At 64.1% G+C, this 19449-nt stretch carries 17 protein-coding genes; 7 read left to right on the forward strand and 10 right to left on the reverse strand.

What is annotated here, in order from left to right; translation table 11 throughout:
* Positions 1-13 precede the first annotated feature (13 nt).
* The 5 genes from ASF09_RS19380 (at position 14) to ASF09_RS19400 (ending at position 5630) form a co-directional block, all read left to right on the forward strand.
* Positions 14-1501 (forward strand): alpha/beta hydrolase family protein, encoded by a 1488-nt coding sequence (locus tag ASF09_RS19380; protein ID WP_060527721.1) that lies wholly within the window; start codon positions 14-16, stop codon positions 1499-1501.
* A 121-nt stretch (positions 1502-1622) separates the two neighbouring features.
* Positions 1623-2291, forward strand: coding sequence for a ParA family partition ATPase (gene parA / locus ASF09_RS19385; RefSeq protein ID WP_056056097.1), 669 nt, complete (start codon positions 1623-1625; stop codon positions 2289-2291).
* The gene (locus tag ASF09_RS19390) at positions 2288-2554 is read left to right on the forward strand and encodes a ribbon-helix-helix domain-containing protein (protein ID WP_060527722.1); all 267 of its coding nucleotides are present in this window, start codon (positions 2288-2290) and stop codon (positions 2552-2554) included. Before parA ends, ASF09_RS19390 begins: the two co-directional genes overlap by 4 nt.
* A 322-nt stretch (positions 2555-2876) precedes the next feature.
* Positions 2877-3548, forward strand: a complete 672-nt coding sequence (locus ASF09_RS19395) for a hypothetical protein (RefSeq protein WP_060527723.1) — start codon at positions 2877-2879, stop codon at positions 3546-3548.
* An 822-nt stretch (positions 3549-4370) separates the two neighbouring features.
* Positions 4371-5630, forward strand: a complete 1260-nt coding sequence (locus tag ASF09_RS19400; protein ID WP_235529903.1) for a sugar transferase — start codon at positions 4371-4373, stop codon at positions 5628-5630.
* 34 nt (positions 5631-5664) lie between these two features.
* On the opposite strand, the gene ASF09_RS19405 is transcribed toward ASF09_RS19400, so the two are convergent.
* From ASF09_RS19405 to ASF09_RS19450, 10 genes are all read right to left on the reverse strand, one after another.
* Positions 5665-6072, reverse strand: a complete 408-nt coding sequence (locus ASF09_RS19405) for a J domain-containing protein (RefSeq protein ID WP_060527725.1) — start codon at positions 6070-6072, stop codon at positions 5665-5667.
* Positions 6069-7103 (reverse strand): M48 family metalloprotease, encoded by a 1035-nt coding sequence (locus ASF09_RS19410; protein ID WP_060527726.1) that lies wholly within the window; start codon positions 7101-7103, stop codon positions 6069-6071. The genes ASF09_RS19405 and ASF09_RS19410 overlap by 4 nt, the downstream gene beginning before the upstream one ends.
* A 107-nt stretch (positions 7104-7210) precedes the next feature.
* Positions 7211-7450, reverse strand: coding sequence for a hypothetical protein (locus ASF09_RS19415; RefSeq protein WP_133032097.1), 240 nt, complete (start codon positions 7448-7450; stop codon positions 7211-7213).
* A 244-nt stretch (positions 7451-7694) separates the two neighbouring features.
* Positions 7695-8690, reverse strand: coding sequence for an NAD-dependent epimerase/dehydratase family protein (locus tag ASF09_RS19420; protein ID WP_060527727.1), 996 nt, complete (start codon positions 8688-8690; stop codon positions 7695-7697).
* Between the two features lie 112 nt (positions 8691-8802).
* Entirely contained in the window at positions 8803-10746 is a 1944-nt protein-coding gene (asnB, locus tag ASF09_RS19425) for an asparagine synthase (glutamine-hydrolyzing) (RefSeq protein WP_060527728.1), read from the reverse strand.
* Positions 10747-10748: 2 nt separating this feature from the next.
* A complete protein-coding gene (locus tag ASF09_RS19430; RefSeq protein ID WP_060527729.1) occupies positions 10749-11918 on the reverse strand; it encodes a glycosyltransferase in 1170 nt (389 codons plus the stop codon).
* The gene (locus ASF09_RS19435) at positions 11915-13846 is read right to left on the reverse strand and encodes an acyltransferase family protein (protein ID WP_156359456.1); all 1932 of its coding nucleotides are present in this window, start codon (positions 13844-13846) and stop codon (positions 11915-11917) included. The genes ASF09_RS19430 and ASF09_RS19435 overlap by 4 nt, the downstream gene beginning before the upstream one ends.
* Positions 13847-13857: 11 nt before the next feature.
* Complete coding sequence (locus tag ASF09_RS19440) at positions 13858-14637, reverse strand: glycosyltransferase family 4 protein (protein ID WP_200912606.1); 780 nt, start codon at positions 14635-14637, stop codon at positions 13858-13860.
* A gap of 224 nt (positions 14638-14861) precedes the next feature.
* Positions 14862-15809 carry a class I SAM-dependent methyltransferase gene (locus ASF09_RS19445; RefSeq protein WP_200912607.1) on the reverse strand — a complete coding sequence of 316 codons (948 nt, stop codon included), beginning with the start codon at positions 15807-15809 and terminating at the stop codon, positions 14862-14864.
* 20 nt (positions 15810-15829) lie between these two features.
* Positions 15830-17101: a lipid II flippase MurJ gene (locus ASF09_RS19450; RefSeq protein ID WP_082444513.1), complete on the reverse strand. Its 1272-nt coding sequence runs from the start codon at positions 17099-17101 to the stop codon at positions 15830-15832.
* 271 nt (positions 17102-17372) lie between these two features.
* Here ASF09_RS19450 and ASF09_RS19455 point away from each other — a divergent pair, with 271 nt between their 5' ends.
* Positions 17373-18782 (forward strand): right-handed parallel beta-helix repeat-containing protein, encoded by a 1410-nt coding sequence (locus ASF09_RS19455; RefSeq protein WP_156359457.1) that lies wholly within the window; start codon positions 17373-17375, stop codon positions 18780-18782.
* A 164-nt stretch (positions 18783-18946) separates the two neighbouring features.
* On the forward strand, positions 18947-19408 hold the full coding sequence (locus ASF09_RS19920) for an acyltransferase family protein (protein ID WP_082444515.1): 462 nt from the start codon (positions 18947-18949) through the stop codon (positions 19406-19408).
* Positions 19409-19449: the final 41 nt, after the last annotated feature.

Raw genomic sequence — 19449 nt, forward strand, 5'->3', positions numbered from 1 at the left:
AGGTCCGGCGACGATGATGACGGCGATCCTGTTTGCGGCATCTACGCTGGGCATGGCGGGGCCAGTCCCACCCCGATCCGCACCCCAGACAACGACCGTAGCGGCATCGAACGCGATCGTCGGCGACTGGCAGGGCGCGATCGTGCCCGCGCCGGGGCGGTCGATCCCTCTCATACTGCATATCAGCGGCACGCCCGGCAGTTTGACCGCAACGCTCGACAGTCCTGCCCAAGGCGCGGTCGGCCTGCCCATCGCGTCGGTCAAGCAGGAGGGCAAAACGCTCCACCTCGTGCTGACCACGCCATCGGCCAGCTATACGGCGATCCTTTCGGATGACGGCAGAACGCTGGAGGGGACATGGTCGCAGGGTGGCGGTTCGATTTCGCTCACCATGACCCGTGCGACGACCCGGGCGGCTCCTGCCGCAACGTCGGGCACTGCGCGACCCCAAACGCCCCGGCCACCGTTCCCGTACCGCGTCGAGGAGGTCGCATATGACAACGCGATCGGCGGATCGCACCTCGCCGGGACGCTCACTCTGCCTGCAAACAATGGGCCTGCAAACAACGGCCCCTTCCCGGCGGTTTTGCTGATCACGGGGTCCGGGCTTCAGGATCGCGACGAGACGCTGTTCGGGCACAAGCCGTTCCTCGTCTGGGCCGATGCCTTGACCCGTCGCGGGGTTGCAGTGCTCCGCGTCGACGATCGTCAGACCGGTGGTTCGACCGGCGATGTCCGGAGTGCCACGACAGCCGACTTTGCCGGCGACGTCGAGGCCGGCCTTGCCTTTCTGCGTTCGCGCCGGGATATCGACGCAAGCCGCATTGGTCTGATCGGCCATAGCGAAGGCGGGATCATCGCACCGATCGTCGCCGACCGGGACCCTGCCCTGGCATTCATCGTGTTGCTGTCGGGCCCGGGCGAACCGCTCGAACAGGTCCTTCTTTCCCAGAAGCGTTGGCTGGAAACGGCCGCCGGTGTGCCGAAGGCGACCGTCGACCAGTCGGCAGCGACCATGCAGCGTCTTTACGATGCGGTAAAAGGCGCCCCCGATCAGCAGAGTGCGGATAGCCGTCTCGCCGCGGCGTGGCATTCGATCGCCCAACACGGAGGAAAGCATGGCGGAGAGCGCGGCGATGCTCCCGTCCCGATCGGGCTGCGTACCATCGCACAACCGTGGATGCGCTGGTTCCTTGCCTACGATCCGCGGCCAGCACTCGAAAAGGTCCGATGCCCCGTCCTCGCGCTGGGCGGTTCGAAGGACGTGCAGGTGCCGGCGTCGCGCAATCTCGCCGATATCAAGGCCGCGCTTCACGATAATCCGGATGCCACGACGATCGAGATACCGGGCTTGAACCATTTGCTGCAGACCGCGCCGACGGGAAACGTTTCCGAATATGCCGCGATCGAGGAGACGGTGTCCCCTATCGCCCTGAAGACGGTGGGCGACTGGATCGTCGACCGGACGAAGCGCGCCCGAGGCCGACCGAAACTGGGGTAGCCAGGGGCAATCCAGCACCGCCAGCGCGTGCCGATATGCGTCCCCGCGCGATCCGCCGACCTGATTATGGGCTTGCCAAAACAGGTGATTTGTCGTCATGTAGACATGTAGGGGTTTTGACATGACGACAATCGCGATCATCAGCCAGAAGGGTGGCGCCGGCAAGACGACGCTGGCGCTCCACCTCGCCGCGGCCGCGCACGATGCGGGCCGCATCGCGCTGGTCATCGACACCGATCCGCAAGCCACCGCGAGCCAATGGGCGGCCTGGCGAAGCGAAGCGCCACCCGAGGTGATCGACAGCCCCCCCCCGCGGCTCGCCGCCAAGGTCGCGCAGGCGACCGAGCAGGGGGCCGAGTTCATCGTCATCGATACGCCACCGCACGCCGACAGCGCCGCGCGTGCCGCGGTCGAGATCGCGGACCTGGTGCTGATCCCGTGCCGACCCAGCGCGTTCGACCTGTCGGCGATCCAGACCACCGCCAAGCTCGTCCAGCTGCTCCGCAAACCCGCCTTCGTCGTATTCACCGCGGGCTCGCCGAACGCACCGCGGGTCTATCAGGAGGCCGGTGAGCTCGTCGAAAGCTTCGGGACGCCGGCCTGTCCGATCCAGATCCCCGATCGCGCCGCCTTCCGTCATGCGAGCGCCGAAGGCCGCACCGTCATGGAGTTCGAACCGAACGGCAAGGCAGCCGAGGACATTCGACATATCTACGAGTGGACATGTCGACAGACAGGTGTGTCGACATCGTCTGCAAAACCGGCCCGCAAGAGAAAGACCGCAGCATGAGTCGCAAACCCTCGTTCGCCAATCTGCGTGATCGCACGCCATCCGAACCGGTCGCACCGGCACCCTTGATGGCAGGGCAGGGGGCATCGACCGGACCCGCCAGCCGACAGGGCCGCAAGCAGATCGCCGGGTTCTTCTCGCCCGAAATGTCGTTCGCGATGCATACGCTCGCCCGTCGACAGGGCAGGAGTCTCCAGGCGCTGATGGCCGAGGCGTTCAACGACGTCCTGCGCAAGCACGGCGAAAGCCCGATCGGCGACTAGACCACGCCCCGGTAGACGACGATCCGGTCGAGGCGCGCGCGCCAGGCATCGGCGACCGTGCGCGTGTCCGTTCCGAAAAGTCGCTGCGAACATGGGACGAAGACCTTTTGCCGGCCGCTGCGATCACAAGCGCGTTCGGACGATGCAGACCGTTCATCGTCCCGTCAGGAACCGTTGCTGCAGTGCAACACCGCAGGAAAGTTCCTCAGGCACTGTATTTTTATTGCAACAAAGCGGCTAGCCGCCTGTTTCGAGGCCCTGGATCAAGCCGACGCATCGTGCGGTCGGGGGCCACGTAATTAACGATAGAAGGTCTATTTCCATGCGTACGCTTTCCCTGGCTCTCGTCCTTGCGACCACCGCATTCGCAGCCCCTGCTTTCGCACAGGACATGGCAGCACCCGCGCCCGCGCCGACCGACAACAGCGCAGCCCCCGGCGAAGCAGCCGCGCCCGACGGCTCCAAGGCGTTCGGGATCGAGCCCTATGTCGGCATCATGGGCGGTTGGGAGCAGTTCGACAACGTCGGCAACCACGGCATCCCGCGCGCGCTGAACTCGGACGGCTCGGTCCGTAACAACTACCGCGCGGACGGTGCGCTCGTGCAGGGCGTCGTCGGCGTCAACGTGCCGCTCGGCCCGGTCTTCGTCGGTGTCGAAGGTAACGTCATCAAGGGCGTCGATGGCAACATCGATTGGGAATACGGCGCAGCAGGCCGCTTCGGCTTCCGCGCCGGCGACAGCGGCATCTTCTACGGCAAGGTCGGCTACCAGTGGGTCAATTTCGACCACTTCGCACAGTTCTCGACCAATGGCGGCCGGACCAACCGTGACTACAACGCCGTGACCTACGGCATCGGGGCCGAAGTCGGTCCGCAGAGCATCGGCCTCAAGGGCATCACCGGCAACGCCGGCTTCCGCATCCGCGCCGAGGTCAACACCTTCGGTTCGGCACAGAGCTTCCGTCCGATGCTCGGCATCATCACGCACTTCTGAGCCTTGCGCCCGGCAACGGGCACGGCTTGACGTGACGGCATGGGGGCGGGGAGTGGCAACACTTCCCGCCCTTCGTGTATCTGGCGTTTTCAACGGGTTGGGCGCTGGATGTGCACGAAGTGCAGACGCTGGCGCGATGCCGTGCATGTCCTGCACTTGTTGTCGATCGGTTGGGGGTCGATCCGGTTGGGGAGGGTGCGGTGCCATGCGCCGATCTGCGCACGGTCGCGCGGTGTAGGACAGCGAATCTCGTAGCGTCCGACGAAGGGCGGGGTTCTAAGCACCTTCCGATCGTGCACCATGTCTGCGTGTCGATAATACGACATGTCGACATAAAGACATGTCTAAGGTCATTCACCGGTGCGATGTGGATCGATTTTGCTGCCGCCCCGATTACGGCATCCGCCAATAGAAGTTCGTAAACCATCCCTGGCTACCCTGGACGAGCCGGACGATCGATATACGGCGTGATGGGCGACGATGCCGAGCGGTAGATCCGATCGGCGGTGGTGTACCCGCTCAATCAGGCGCGTGCCGCAGGCGAGCGGTTCAAGAAGACGGCATATGGCCGAGCAATCCTGAACGCAGTTTCCGACCGGGATCGCGGATTGGTCGGGTAAGCAAGACTCCTGTCGGCAGAGGCTGTCGACGTGAAGATCGCATTCCAGCGGCAAGCAGGATTGTAATGCTTGCTGGAAAGCGGTGGAGGGCATACCGCGCTGTGCAAGTCGATGTGGTCGTGGCTCGGCAAAACGTACAAGCTGTTAATTCGGTATGGGGTGGTTCTTGCTTATAACCGGCGATAATGGACGGTCCACGCGGGTGAGCCATACCGATGTTCGATTGCTCAAGCCGCTCCTGATGGTGGCGTTGACGGCGTATGTGGTCCCACTGGCCGCGCCGCTGATGACATCTGGCACCTTGTCCTTGAACCTTTCGAGCACGGGTAACACACAGCTGACGTCGCTGATCGCGGCGGTCACGGCGTTGCTCGTCTTTCGGCGCGTCACGGTCTATCCGGGGGCGCGGGCGTTCGGCTTTATCTTGCCGGCCTTCTCGACGACATTCGGGGTTGCTGGCGCTATCCTGTTGACGTCGCGTGCAAGCTATAGCGGTTCGATGCTGCTGACCGGGTATCTCGCATCGGTGGGCGTGACGTTCCTGCTCGGCTATTTCAATCAGAACGCCGCGCCCAAGCGGATGTACTATGTCCCCGTCGGCAAGACCGGGATCGTCGACGACACGCCCGAGGTCGACTGGATCAAGCTCGTCGAACCGGTCGTCCCCGACGACCCGCATGCCTCGATCGTCGTCGACCTGCGCTCGAACCATTCGCCCGAATGGGAGCGGATGCTCGCGAAGGCGGCGATCTCGGGGATTCCCGTCTATCACACCAAGCAGCTGCGCGAATCGCTGACCGGGCGCGTCCAGATCGAGCATCTGTCGGAGAATAGTTTCGGGTCGTTGCTGCCCGCGCTCGGCTATCGCGGGATCAAGCGGACGATCGATATCGTCGCGAGCATCGTGCTGCTGCCGGTCCTGCTGCTGCCTCTCATCGTCGTTGCGCTGCTGGTCCGGGCGAGCTCGCCCGGACCCGTCCTGTTCCGTCAGCAGCGCATGGGGTATCGCGGCATCCCCTTCAACATGATCAAGTTCCGCACGATGGTCGAGCAGGCGACGACGACCGGCGACGTCGCCGCGCGGCATTCGGCGATCACCCGCGATGCCGACGACCGCATCACCGGTATCGGTCGCTTCCTGCGCCGCTCGCGGATCGACGAACTGCCGCAGATCATCAATATCCTGCGCGGCGAGATGAGCTGGATCGGTCCGCGGCCGGAAGCGGTGCCGCTGTCGACCTGGTACGAGAGCGAGCTCCCGTTCTACGCCTATCGCCATATCGTGCGACCGGGGATCACGGGGTGGGCGCAGGTCAATCAGGGCCATGTCGCCGGGCTCGACGACGTCCACGTCAAGCTCCACTATGATTTCTACTACATCAAGTTCTTCTCGTCGTGGCTCGACCTGCTGATCGCGCTTCGCACCATCGGCATCATGTTTACCGGTTTCGGCGCCAAATAGTCCGCGGACGCCAAACAGTCGCGGACGCCAATAGTCAGCGGACGAGGCCTGCCACGTTCGCTGCGATCGCCGCGCTCACGACGAGCACGCCGACCGCCCACCAGCGTAGCCTGCGATGGGCCTCGAGCCGGGGGGGCGGGGGTCCAGAATCGCGTTTGGCATGGCGCCCATCATAGCGAGCTAGCCGGGTCCGAACGCGGCGCTGGTGCGCGATATGGAGCCGCTCGCTTTCCGCCAGGGCGACGTCGTGCCGGGCCTTTGTGCTTGGCTCCGACAGACAGCGATAGGCTTGCTGGACCTCGTGGAGACGTCCGGGCAGGTGCGCCGATTGCCCGTGATCGGGATGATGATGCTTCGCCAGCCGGACGAACGCGGCGCGGATGTCGAGGGACGACGCATCGCGGGCGACGCCGAGGACCTGGTAGAAATCACGCTGGCTCACCGTTGGCGCGCCGCGGCCAGCGCGCGCATCGCGGCAATGCGTTTGCCGACGGAGTCATGCGCGGCGAACAGCTCGATACCGAGATCGCCTCCCCCGAGACGCCCGAGGATGGCGGCCCCCCGGACCGGGTCGAACCCCGCGTCGAGCATCAGCGTCCCGCCAAGCGCATCGGCCTCGCGCTCGGTTTCGCGCACGATCCGGCCGCTGCGTCCCAGATTGCGGCCGATGCCGTGTCCGACGTCGCCGCCCCGCATGACGACGGCGTGATGCAGGATGTTGTGCGCCATCTCGTGCGCAAGGATGAACGCGAGTTCGTCGTCGTTCCGGACCGTCGACAGCAGACCGGTGGTGGTGAAGACATGGCGGCCATCGGCATAGGCATTGCGCTGGTCCGAGCGCGCGAGGTGGACGTAGGACGGGCAGGCGAGGCGCGGCGTCACCGTGACGGTCATGGCTACCCCGTGGCGCAGCAGCGAGATCGCAAACGGCGTGGTCTTCGTGTGCGCCAGCAGGTCGCGGACGGCGTCGGCGCGGGCATGCGCGCGGGCGGCATCGAACGGCGTGGCAAGCGCCGTCTCGGGGGGGATCGCATGGCCATCGATCCCCAGCAGCACGTCGCCGGGACGGATCCCTGCCAGCGCCGCGGGACCGCCCGGAACGACCGCGATCACGCCAGGGCCGCGATCGAGCGACAGTCCGGCGATCATGCCCGCGCGATCGGCCAGCTCGAATTGCGACAGGTGCTGGAGCACGAGGCCGAGAGCGGGCTCGAGCGCCGGGCAACGGGCACGGCCGGCGCTGGCGAGACGAAACGCGATGTGCTCCACCCGGCCATCCGCCTCCCGTCCCGGCAAAGTCGATACGGCGGTCGCTACCGGGGCGCGGGCAGGGGGGGCGGGGGCCAGCGCCGGGATCGACTTCGACTTCGACAAGGGCTGTACGGCCTGCGCAGAGACAAGGCCGATTACCGGTCCGGCCGCGATCACGGCGACGATACCGAGCATTCCAAGCATGGGATTGACCGAAGCCATGGGCGATCAATCGATCGATCTAAGAGGGCAGACAAAAGCGGCCGGACAAGAAAAAGGCCCGGAATGGATAACCATCCGAGCCGTTCTTCTACCGAAAACCAGATGGCTTACGGGCTGTTGGGCGTGTCGTCGTTCTTGTCGACGGCAACATAGATGCCGAGACCGACTGCAACGACTGCGAGTGCAGCGACGATGAAGCCACCACCGCTAGCAAGTGCGTTGTCGCCATCGACCGATTCCTTGGCCGGCTGCGTGAGCGGGGTAGCGACGGGAGCCGCTGCCGCGATGGTCGGCGCTGCGACGAGCGAAAGCGCCGTCATCGCCGTGTAGAGTGCCTTCAATTTCATTGCCTTCATCCCCTTTTAGGATTCGGAAAACCCAATATCGCAGTTTCCATAGCCCCGAATCGCCGCCCTTGTCCACATCAAATAATGGCAAGTTTTGCTATTCGTCATAGACTTATAGACGATATCGAAACTCGTCGAGCAACGGCAAGTTCCTTTGTCCGGGGTGTTCCAGACAGATTCCGTCATCGCAGTCATGACGCCTGCGACTCTCGGGTCGAAGTATTCGGCCCGAGAGTCGTATGGCTCAGAGACCGTGATACTCGCGATACCAGGCCACGAACTGCGGCACGCCTTGGGCGATCGTCGTCCGCGGTTCGAAGCCGAGGTCGTTCTGGATTGCGCTGATATCGGCGAAGGTATCGCGCACGTCGCCGGGCTGCATAGGCAGCAGCCGGCGTTCCGCGGGGCGACCGCAGGCCTGTTCGATCAGCGAGATCATCTCGCCGAGATCTTCCGACTGGCTGTTGCCGATATTGTAGATCCGGTGCGGGCTGACGCTGCCGCCCGCCTTCACGCTGCCATCGTCGGCGGGCGGATTGTCGACGCAGGCGACGATGCCGGCGACGATGTCGTCGATATAGGTGAAGTCGCGGCGCATGTTGCCTTCGCCGAACACGTCGATCGGACGACCCTCGAAGATCGCCTTGGTGAACAGCCACATCGCCATGTCGGGACGGCCCCACGGGCCATAGACGGTGAAGAAGCGCAGGCCGGTCAGCGGGATCCGGTAGAGATGCGCGTAGGTCTCGCTCATCAGCTCGTCCGCCTTCTTGGTGGCGGCATAGAGCGACAGCGGCTGGTCGACGCGGTCCTCGACGCGGAACGGCAGCGTGTCGTTGCCGCCATAGACCGACGAGGACGAGGCATAGACCATATGCTCGACCTTCCGGTGGCGGGCGATCTCGATCATGTTGAGATGCCCGGCGAGATTGGCCTGCAGATACGCGCGCGGGTTCTCGATCGAATAGCGCACGCCGGCCTGTGCGCCGAGATGGACGATGCGGTCGAAATGCTCGCCGTCGAGCGCAGCTTCGAGCGCGACATGATCGGAGAAGTCGACCTGCTTGAACGCGAAGCCGTCGCCCAGCTTGTCGAGCTCGGCGAGGCGCGCATGCTTCAGCGTGACGTCGTAATATTCGTTGAGGCTGTCGATGCCGAGCACCGTATCGCCGCGTGCGAGCAGATGGCGGCTGACGTTGAAGCCGATGAACCCGGCTGCGCCGGTGACGAGAACGCGCATAAGTAACTCCTGCAGTCTGCGGTTTCTATGTACCAAACACGACTATCCGCTAAAGCACGAAGTGCTGCGAGACGTGGTCAATTGGGGTATCTGACGCACCGTGCGTCGTCCGTTACATACCTTGACGATCGAGCCAAGCCTGGAGCATCAGGACGCTCCAGAGCTGGCTGCCCAGCTGTCGACGACCCGATAGATGATCGCGCCATTGGCGCCCGACTATCTCCGCATCGAGCAATCCCTGTCGCCGGAGGCGATCTTCCGACAGCAGGTCCGAAGCCCAGCCTTTCAACGGACCACGCAGCCAGTCGTTGATCGGCACGCCGAATCCCATTTTCGGTCGCTCGATCAGCGTGCGCGGAACATAGCGGTCGAGGATTTCGCGGAGCACCCATTTGCCGCGGCCTTGACGCAGTTTCTGGTGCATCGGCAGTGTCCAGGCGGCTTCCGCGACGCGGTGGTCCAGGAACGGCGCACGGGTCTCCAGCGACGCCGCCATGGCCGCGCGATCGACCTTCACGAGGATGTCGTCGGGAAGATAGCTGACGGAATCGAGTGCCATCATTCTCGCGACCGGATCCGCGATGACGGGCCAGGCGCCGCGATCGTCGATCAGCGCGTGATGCGACGATCCCCTCAGGACGGGGACGTCGGACAGGCCCCATTCGGCGAGCATCGACGCATAGAGATCATCGACCGATCGAACCGGGCCCAGCCGAGCGGCAAGCTTGTACGCCTTGTCCCCCAGATTCGCATGGATCGGAAGACGATCGAGCGCGTGCGACAGCGAACCGCCGTTGAGCGAGAGTGCCTTCGTCATCATCTGCGCGACCGCCGATCGAAGCGGTGCAGGCACCAGTCGAAGCGATTTCCACAATTTGGGTGCAAACAGATACCGGTTATAGCCCCCGAACAGCTCGTCGCCGGCATCGCCGCTCAGCGCGACGGTCACGTGCTGCCGCGCCAGTGCCATGACCAACGTCGTCGGCAATTGCGAGCTGTCGGCAAAGGGTTCGTCATAGATGTCCGGCATCCGCGGCACCGCGCTAAGGACATCGTCGGCGGTCATCATCAACGTGGTATGATCGGTCCCGAGATGCGCGGCGACGAGCGCGGCGTGGCCCGATTCATCAAAGCGCTTCTCATGGAAACCGATGCTGAAGGTCCGCACCGGGCGCGTCGACTGGGACTGCATCAGGGCGACGATCAGCGATGAATCGACTCCCCCCGACAGGAGCGCGCCCAGCGGCACATCGGCCATCATCTGACCGCCGACGGCGCGCTTGAGCACCGCTTCCAAATGATCGGTCGCGGCGACGTCGTCGAGGTCGAGCGGATTGGCGATACCGTGGAGCGCGGTCTCGACCAGCGACCAGTAGCGCGTCGGGGTCGCGTCGCGGTCGTCGATCGAGCGCAGCGTCAGCGTCGTTCCGGGCGGCAGTTTGCGCACCCCCGACCAGATCGACTGGGGGCCGGCGATATAGTTGAAGCGGAGCAGCTGCGCGACCGCATCGTGATTGATCCGGCGCTCGAACGCGGGATGCGCGGCCAACGCCTTGAGTTCCGATCCAAACAGAAACCGGCCGCCCTGCCAGCCATAATATAGCGGCTTCTCGCCGAACCGATCGCGCGCCAGCGTCAGCGAGCCCGTCGTCCGGTTCCACAGACCGAACGCGAACATGCCGACCGCTTCGGAGACGGTCCGTTCGACTCCCCAGGCCTCGATGCAGGCGAGCAGGGTTTCGGTGTCCGAATGGCCGCGCCATTCCGGCGTCAGGCCTTGCGCGGCGAGCTTGGCGCGCAGGTCGTCGTGATTGTAGATCTCGCCATTGTACACGATCACCAGGGCGCCGCTGGTCGACGTCATGGGTTGATGTCCCGCCGGCGACAGGTCGACGATCGCCAGGCGGCGATGCAGCAGGGTGATCCCGTGTCCCGCGTCGGTCCAGACCCCGCCATCGTCCGGGCCGCGATAGGAAATCGCCGATGCCATCGGGCGCAACGCGTCGCCCGACGGGTCGGTGGGGTCCTTGGCCCATGCTCCAGCAATACCGCACATCGTCAGGTTCCTAGCGAAGCTTTGGCGCGTGCGCGCGCGATTTGATGCCACAGGGTTCGATACGCCGATACCATGCGATCGAGTCCGAACCGACCAAGCACGCTGGCCCGTGCCGTCTCGCCGCGCCGCGCGCGCTCGGAAGCCGGTTCGTCGATCGCGGTGCCCAGCGCCTGTGCAAGCGTTTCGGGCGCCAGCGGCGGTACCACCCATCCGGTGCCGTCGAGGATCAACGCGGCGTCGCCGACATCGGTGACGACGCAGGGTACCGCGCACGCCATCGCTTCGGCGACGACATTGGGAAAGGCTTCCCCTGCCGAACTGAGCACGAAGACATCCATGGCGTTCATCACCGCACGGATATCGTCGCGGCGCCCGACACCGACAATCCGATCGGCGAACGGATGGCCATCGAGCAGGGCGTCGAAATAGGGTTCGCCGCGTTCCAGTCCGGCGCCGGCCATCAACAACCAGACATCGGGTCGATCGACGGCAAGCATCGCAAAGGCTTCGAGCAGGGAAGGGTGGTCCTTCAGCGGATCGGCCCGGCCAAGATGGCCTATGACGCGCGCCGTCGCAGGAACGCCGGTGGCGATCCGGAAGCGCGCGCCGGCTGCGGCATCGGGCCTGAGCGCACCAAAATCATAGCCGTTCGGGATCAGTTCGAAACGTCCCGCATAGCCGATCAATCGATGGAGCTGGATCGCGGCCTGGCTGGGCGAGACGATCGCGGCGGGGATCAACCGCGACAGCCGGGCGCAGAGACGCGCCACCACCAGCGTCGATGTCTTGTTGCGCGCCGGATCGAAGCTGGCCGCACGAACGCCCCAGCAGACCGGACGCCGACCGATCCAGGCGGCGATGCCTCCGACCAGATCGGCATGATACATCCAGGTCTGGACGACATCGGCACGCGAACGCCGGATCAGGCGGACCAATCGGGCTATGCTCCACAGCAGGGAGACTGCCGATCCGGCCTCGAGCACCGTTACGGGAACGCCGATGTCACGCAGCCGGGATGCATACAGGCCGTCGCCGGTAAGACTGACGACATGCACCTGCCCGGGATCGGGCATGGCTGCGGCCAAGCGGAACAGCGCGGCTTCCGCACCGCCACCCCCCAGTCCGGTGATGACGTGCATCACGCGGAAATCCTGTTCGCGCGGATCGGTCACCGCGCGCGGCGATCGATCTGGCGCGCAAGCTGCATCCGGCGCGCGACGTATTCCGAGCCCCAATAGGACAGATGGCCGTTCGCGATATAGACGATCCGGCCATCCGCGATCGCGGGGTACCCCGTCCCTGCGCGCAACGCGTCGTCGAGCATGATCACGTCGACATCGAGGTGCGTCCGCACGCGGTCCAGAAAGTGCAGCACGGGCGCGCGGTACGCGTGATATTCGTCATCGGGTACGGCGCAGTCGGCATAGCGCCCGCGTGTCGGCAGTCCTCGCAAAAGCCGTTCGGCGCACAGCCCGGCGTCCCAATCGAGCGCAGGAGGCGGTGCGATGACGACGACGCGGCGACCCAGTGCGCGGATCGCGCGAACGGTATTGCCGAGACCGGCGATCGCGGCCGCCTCCGAACTGGCCTGTTCGCGCTCCGCGGCCGGGGTGCCGCGCATGACGTGAAACTCCGCCGGCGTGAGATATTGCTTGAAGACGCTGGCAATCGCGACCGTGCGGATCGAGGGCGTGTCGCGCAGATACGCCAGGACATCGTTGTTGTACGCGAGGCAGCCTTTCGCCCACGCGGTGTTCTGCGTCGATCCGGTAAAGTGGCCGACCGGCGCGACGCCGATCAGTGGCCCGCAGACATATTTGGTCGCCTGGACGACCTCCTGCCCGGGCAGGCGCGTTGCGACGATGCCGGGGATCAGGTGCATCGCATAGGAATCCCCCCACACCAGCAGCGTCGGGGGCGATCGCGTCATGCAACCCGATCCGGGCTTGTAGCTGACGTCTGAAACGCACGCGTCGCCAAGCCCGGTATTGCCGCGGCGTTCCTCGGTATAGCGTGACGGTGCCGCGCCCATGCCGATCGCCACATACGGTACGGCGATGACCGACGCGGAAATCGCCAGCGCGGCCGCCACCCGCGGCCACGAGAAGCGTATGGGCGCCTTGTGGACCGGGTATTCGACCAAGCGATACTGAAGCCAGGCCAGCACGAGCGCGGTTCCGATCAGCACCAGCTTCAGCCATGTCGGCGGGGTCTGCACCCAGACGTTCATCGCGAAGGCGAACAGCGGCCAATGGATCAGATAGAGCGAATAGGAAAAGTCGCCGACGAACGCGAGCGGCCGCACGACCGGTCGATCGCTCAGCGGATGATGGCGCAGGATGATCACCAGCGTGGCAAGGCAGGCCAGTGCTGCGTCGGCACCCGGATGCAACCCGCCGATCGGATGGATCGGCAGAACGATCAGCGTGGCGACGGCAGGCCAGAACAGCCACTCGACCGGGCGCGCGGTCCAGCCGCGATGGATGATCAGAGCGCCGATCGATCCGATGGCGAGCTCCCACGCTCGCGTCGGGAAGAAGTAGAAGGCGATCTGCGGCTTCCACAGTCCGATGACGATGCACGCGATCGCCGAGAGCACCAGCGCGGCGCTCGCCACGCCAAGCCACATCCGGCGCGGCGTGAAGAACAGGATCGCCGGCATCAGGAGATAATATTGCTCCTCGATCGACAGCGACCAGGTGTGGAGCAGCGGTTTCAACTCGGCGTCGCCGCCAAAGTACGACCCTTGCTGCATGAGCACGAAATTGGCGGTAAACGTGACCGCGCCCAGCAACTGCTGTGCGAACTGGCGGAATTCGACGCTGGTCAGCAGCACGGTCGCGATCAGCGCGGTGATCGTGAAGGTCGTATACGCCGCGGGAAGCAGCCGCTTTGCCCGGCGGAAATAGAATTCCGTGAAACTGAATCTGTCCTGATCGATCTGCGTACGGATCATCGAGGTGATGAGAAAACCCGAGATCACGAAGAATATGTCGACGCCGAGATAGCCGGCCGGCAATAGTCCCAATCGCGCGTGATAGATGACGACCATCAGCACGGCGATGCCGCGCAAAGCCTGAATATCCTGCCGCAATGTCACAACAATGCCCCCTAGACGTCGCGCAGATGGTGGGCGAGTTTCGGTACGAGCATTGTCAGCGAGAACGTTCGCTCGATGACTGTGCGTCCTGCCCGTCCCAAGCGAGATCGTTCCGCGTGCGATGCAACGAGCAGGTCGAGGGCGTCAACCCATTCATCGATGCCGCGTGCACCGATGCCCAGCGTATCCATTGCGAGGATATCCGCATTCATGCCGATGGGCGATACTATTACCGGTTTGCCGCACGCCATATATTGCAACATCTTAAAGCTACATTTGCCACGCGCCCAATCGGTATCGGCGAGCGGCATCAGTCCAATATCGGTGGCCTGTATTTCCGATACTTCGCGCGGTTCAGACCATTGTACAAAACTCCACCGCGAAGAATCGATAGTGGGAAAGCTGGGACGGGCATTGCTGACAATTCGCAGATCGACGTGATCGTACCGCGCCAGGACGATCTTCAAGGCGGGTTCGAGAGATTCGAGATACGGGAAATTCGCCGCGGTGCCGATCCAGCCGATGACCAGGCGGTCGGCCTGCGTCTTTTCGATGGGATGATACCGGTCGGCATCGACGCCGGTCGGCAAGATCACCACATCGCGCGCCCAGCCACTATAGACGTCGGCCAGCCACGCGTTGCCGCAGATCACGCGGTCGCAGGCCCCCGCGATCCGCCGGGCAAATCGACCACCGCGAAGCAGATGGATCGCATCGTCGACGTCCAGCAGCCGTGGCCGCTTGGTCAGCCCCTCAAGCGTCGCGAGCGACGACAGCATCTCGCGCTGCAACAGTACCCGGTCGAAGCCGTGCGAACGGATCGCCTGCCAGCCGACTTCGGCGAGGCGCGTGGCCGCCCAGCCTGGCCGCTGCCAGCGCGCCGCAGGAGGATAGACCGACGTCGATGTCGGCATCTCGGTGATCGCGATCCCGAGATCGGCAAGCGGTTTGATGTATTGCCGCACGCGAAATCGGGCGCTCGGAACGTCGCGACCGCCGGTGAACGCCGCAACCTTCACTCTCCGGTACGCTCCGCCCAGACCGTCATCCGCCCGGTCTGGTTGAGGCTGGCCATGACATAGGACACGGGGAACAGCGCGAGGGCGCCGATCCGGCCCCCGCGTTCGGGAAAGTCCTTCAAGGCCTTCCCCACGCGCTGCCAGCCCTTGTCCTCGAGCCAGTAGCCCGCGCTGGCGATCAGGTTGGACATCGTCCGATGACGCTGGATCCGCGTCACGCGCCACCCCGACGCCGCCATGACCTTGGTGATGCTGCTCGCGTCGAAGTGGAAAAGGTGATTGGGCAATTGCAGCGCGTACCAGCGCTTGCCGAACAGACGCGCTTCGGCCGCGCCGCTGTCGGGCACCGACACCGCGAGTTGCCCGCCGGGTTTGGTCCAGCGGGCGAGCTTGCGCAGTCCCCCGACAGGGTCGTGCAGATGCTCGACGACCATCCAGCCGACCACCAGGTCGTAGGAATTCTCGGCCTTCTCGATGCCTTCCAACGCGCCGATCTCCACCGGGAAGCCGAGTGCGCGCGCCGCTTCAGCTGCGTCGGGCGAGAATTCGACGCCTTCGACGTCCCAGCCGCGGTCCGCCATCAGCTTGAGGAAATTCCCCGAGGCACAGCCGAATTCCAGCATCCGTCCCACCGGGATATCGGGGAGGCTATGCGCCTTGGTATCGAACACGGTCTTGGCCGTCGCCAGCGCACGTGCCTTGAGGCCGGTCTGGGCTGCGGCATCGGCGGAAATGCGCGTTCCGACATAGGGGCCGTAATCGTCGGGATAATAGTCGCCCATGCTTTCGGGCGTCGGCCGCGGCGAGGTGCGGGCAAGCCCGCAGGCGCGGCATCGCACGACCGTGAACTCGCCTGGCAGACCATGCTGGCGATCATGGCCCGTTACGACAAACTCATCCGGCCCTTGGCAGCCGAGCGGGCAGGGAATCGTTTCCAAAGCCAATGTCTGCAATCCTCTGTCGGCTACAGGACGTGCCGCTGATCAAGCGCGCGTCGATAGAGAGGCACGGTTAGCATGACAAGCGACATGACATAGTAGAGTGAAATGGCGATCGCCACGCCAACCAGCCCGTACAGCCAAAACATCAAGATCTTGAGGCCTATAGCGATCGTGAACGAGAGTGATCCCAATAGTGTCGGTGTACGCGTATCGCCGCGCGCATAAAACGCACCGGAAGCCAGCGATCCCAGACTTCCGGCAACGAACATACCGCTTGTCAGAACGAGCAACAGCCATAGCGTATGACTATCCTTTGCACCGAACCGACCGAACTGGATTGCCGTCGCAAGGATTGGTTGGCCGATCAGTATGAGGGCTAATACACCGGTGATACTAAGCCCCCCCATCACGATAAAAGTTCGGCGCAACAACAGGTTAAAGTTAGCATCGTCATCCGCCTTCGCCAGCACCGACAACTGGGTTATTACTGGGACGCCGACCGCTTTCACCAGAACCTGACTGGCAGCACCGTATAGCTGCTGTGCCAGATAGAGCAGCGACAACGATCCGGCCGGCAGCGCCGAAAGCAGGAAGCGGTCGACCAGCGGGTCCATCTTGTAATAGCTCGCGCCGACGAGCAGCGGCTTCAGGCGACGCCATGCCAGTCCGACGATCGGCTGACGAAGGTCGGGCAGCGATGCGCGGCCCATGCCCGGCAACAGGAGCAGCGTTTGCAGACAGAGTCGGCCGGTTCCGATCCACGCCGCAGCTTCGACGCCGTAGTAAGGAATTAATACTATGAGCGTTCCGACTGCAACGACATTGGCCAGGGCGGCGATGGCATCGACGCGGATGTAGCGGTGCCGGGCAAATGCCAGCGCGGTCTGCACCGCATTCATGCCGGTGAAGACGATCCCGATCAGGCTGATGCGCGCGAGATGCACCGTCAGGTCCTGATGGGGCTTGGTGAAGCCGGGAACGGTGAGGGGCGTCCACCAGGCCGAGGTCAGTTCGAGCGCGAGCGTCACGACCAGGAATCCGGCCCCGCTGACGATCAGGAGCGTCCAGCAATCGCGACGCTGATCATCGTCGGTTTCGCCCGCCAGGATCGGCGTGAGCACATTGGCGAGCGATGCGCTGATGACCGACGCGAAGATCTGCGGCAGCGTCATGGCGGCAAAAAGCGCGTCGGTCTCGCTGCCCGGTCCGATCATCGTCAAGACGATCCACTGGAACGCGAGGGTGGAGGCGATGTTGAGCGCGCTCATCATCGCCAGGGCAAGCGTTCTACTCATCGACGCGATCTACCTGGGTTATGCATGGTGATATTTTTCGGCATGACAGCGCGCGCTTCCAGGCAGTCGATCGTCCGATACGGCGAATCCGTCGTCACGTCGCAGGCAGGCGCCTGACGGGGGCGGGGACGAGACGATCGTAGAGGTCGCTGCTATAACCGGCAATGACGCGATTGGCGTTGGCGAAAGTGCGAAGCGTCTGGCGGCCAGGCTTGGGCAGGGCAGGCTTGGGCAGGTCAGACGCGGGCAGGGCAGGTATCGGATGGACGACATGGACACGGATCGACGGACGCTTCTCGCGGTGGGTCTGGCGCTGACATGCGGGGCTTCCGTCTCGGCACGCGCCCCTGCCTCTGCCAACGGCGACCGTGTTTTCACGCCCGAGGAATTCGGCGCCAAGGGCGACGGCGTGGCGGACGACAGCATGGCGATGGCGGCGCTCTCGAATGCGGTGACCCTGTACGGCGGTGGCACGGTCGTGTTTCGGCGAACGACGTATCTGGTCGGCAACCAGGGATTGCAGCCCGGCGGCAAGTACATGTTCCCGGCGCATCAGCTGCTGATGTTCAAGAATTGCACGCGACCCCTGTCGCTGCGGGGGAACGGTGCCCGCTTCCTGTGCCGGAACGGCCTGCGCTACGGCGTTTTCGACGCGAACGGCGCGCGTGAGGATCATCCGATGCCGTATCTCGGAAACGGGTTGGCGACGCCCTACGACGCGATGATCCATATCGAAGGCTGTAGCGCCCCGGTCGCGGTGTCGGACTTCGCGCTGGTCGGGCCGGGCGATGCCGTGGTGCTGGGCGGGAAGTTTGGCGACGTCGGCTGGCAGATCCCGGCATATGGCTTGCGGCTGATCGAAAACCGGGGCGGCGAGACGATCGAGCGGCTTCGGCTCGTCGACCATCCGCTCGACGGCATGGTGATCGACGGCGCCGCCAACCCGCTCCCGGCCACGACCAGAACGATCACCGATGTGGTCTCGGACGGCAATGGCCGGCAGGGCTGCAGCCTGGTCGGCGGGAGCGGCTATCGCTTCTCGCGCTGCAGTTTCACGCGGACCGGGCGTGGCAAGGTTCGCAGCGCGCCCGGCGCAGGCTTCGATATCGAGGCCGAGGGCGGCAAGCGTATCCGCGACATCGGTTTCGACCAGTGCCGCTTCGCCGACAATCTGGGATGCGGGATGGTCGCCGATTCCGGCGACAGCGCCGATGTGCGCTTCACGCGGTGTACGTTCGTCGGCACCACCAGCTGGTCGGCATGGCCTTCCAAGCCGTTGTTCCGCTTCGCCGCCTGCACGTTCGTCGGCGGGGTGGTGCGCGCCTATGGCGATCCCGACCCAGCCCGCGCCACGCAGTTCGTGACCTGCACTTTTACCGACGACCCCGGCAAGACCACCGATGCGCGGATCGGCGCGGGGGCGAACGCGGATCGGCCGATCGCCGATCTTTCGAGCAGCCAGAACATCCTGTTCGACCGCTGCAGCTTCCGCGCCGTTCACGGGACGCTGCCGTGGTCGATCGCCGCGATCTACCGCGATTGCACGATGGTCCAGGGAATGCAGGCGACCGGTCACCCGCGCGGGCGATTTGTCGGGGTCAATCGTATCCGCGGCAAGGTCGACCTCAGCGGCTCCAAGATCAGCGGGACGCTTACCGTGAACGGCCAGCCGGTCACCTGAGACCGCGTTTCCGACGGTGCCGGGCCGAGCGGGTAGCGCCCGCTCGGTCACGCAATAGTTCCAATACATCCAAAATGGATGCATCTGTCCTTGGAAGCAACCCGTCTGCAATGTGAACGCCGAAGCCAGTCGAAAATAAGTACGGCTTCAGCGGGAAAACGGGTTTGGATGTTCAACGAAAAGACGAAATCCGTCGAGATGCGGCGCCGCACTGGATCGGCCTCGATCATATTCGAGCTTTAGCGGCATTTCTCGTATTCAGCTGGCATTTTATGCATGGCCAAACCGGAAATCCTATTCCATTTCAAGGCGTTCATCTTCTCGCGGTGATTGATGAGGGGCATACCGGCGTTGCGCTGTTCATGACGTTGAGCGGATATCTTTTTGCTAAAATACTCGATGGCAGGCGTGTCCTATATGTACAATTCTTCTGGACGCGAATGCTCCGCCTCGGCCCTCTTCTTCTCGTCGTTATCGTCATAGAGGGAGTAAGACTATGGTATAACGGCGGAAATATTCGGCCCTATGCCATTGAAATACTGAAAGGCGTCGTCTGGCCATCGCTTCCTAGGGCTCAGACTCATTCACATCCAAAAGGCGACCGCTGTTGCGAGCGCGACAGCTGACAGGAAGTTAGCCGCAAGCTTGTCGTAACGGGTAGCGATGC

Source organism: Sphingomonas sp. Leaf242, assembly GCF_001422045.1.
Classification (GTDB): Bacteria; Pseudomonadota; Alphaproteobacteria; order Sphingomonadales; family Sphingomonadaceae; genus Sphingomonas.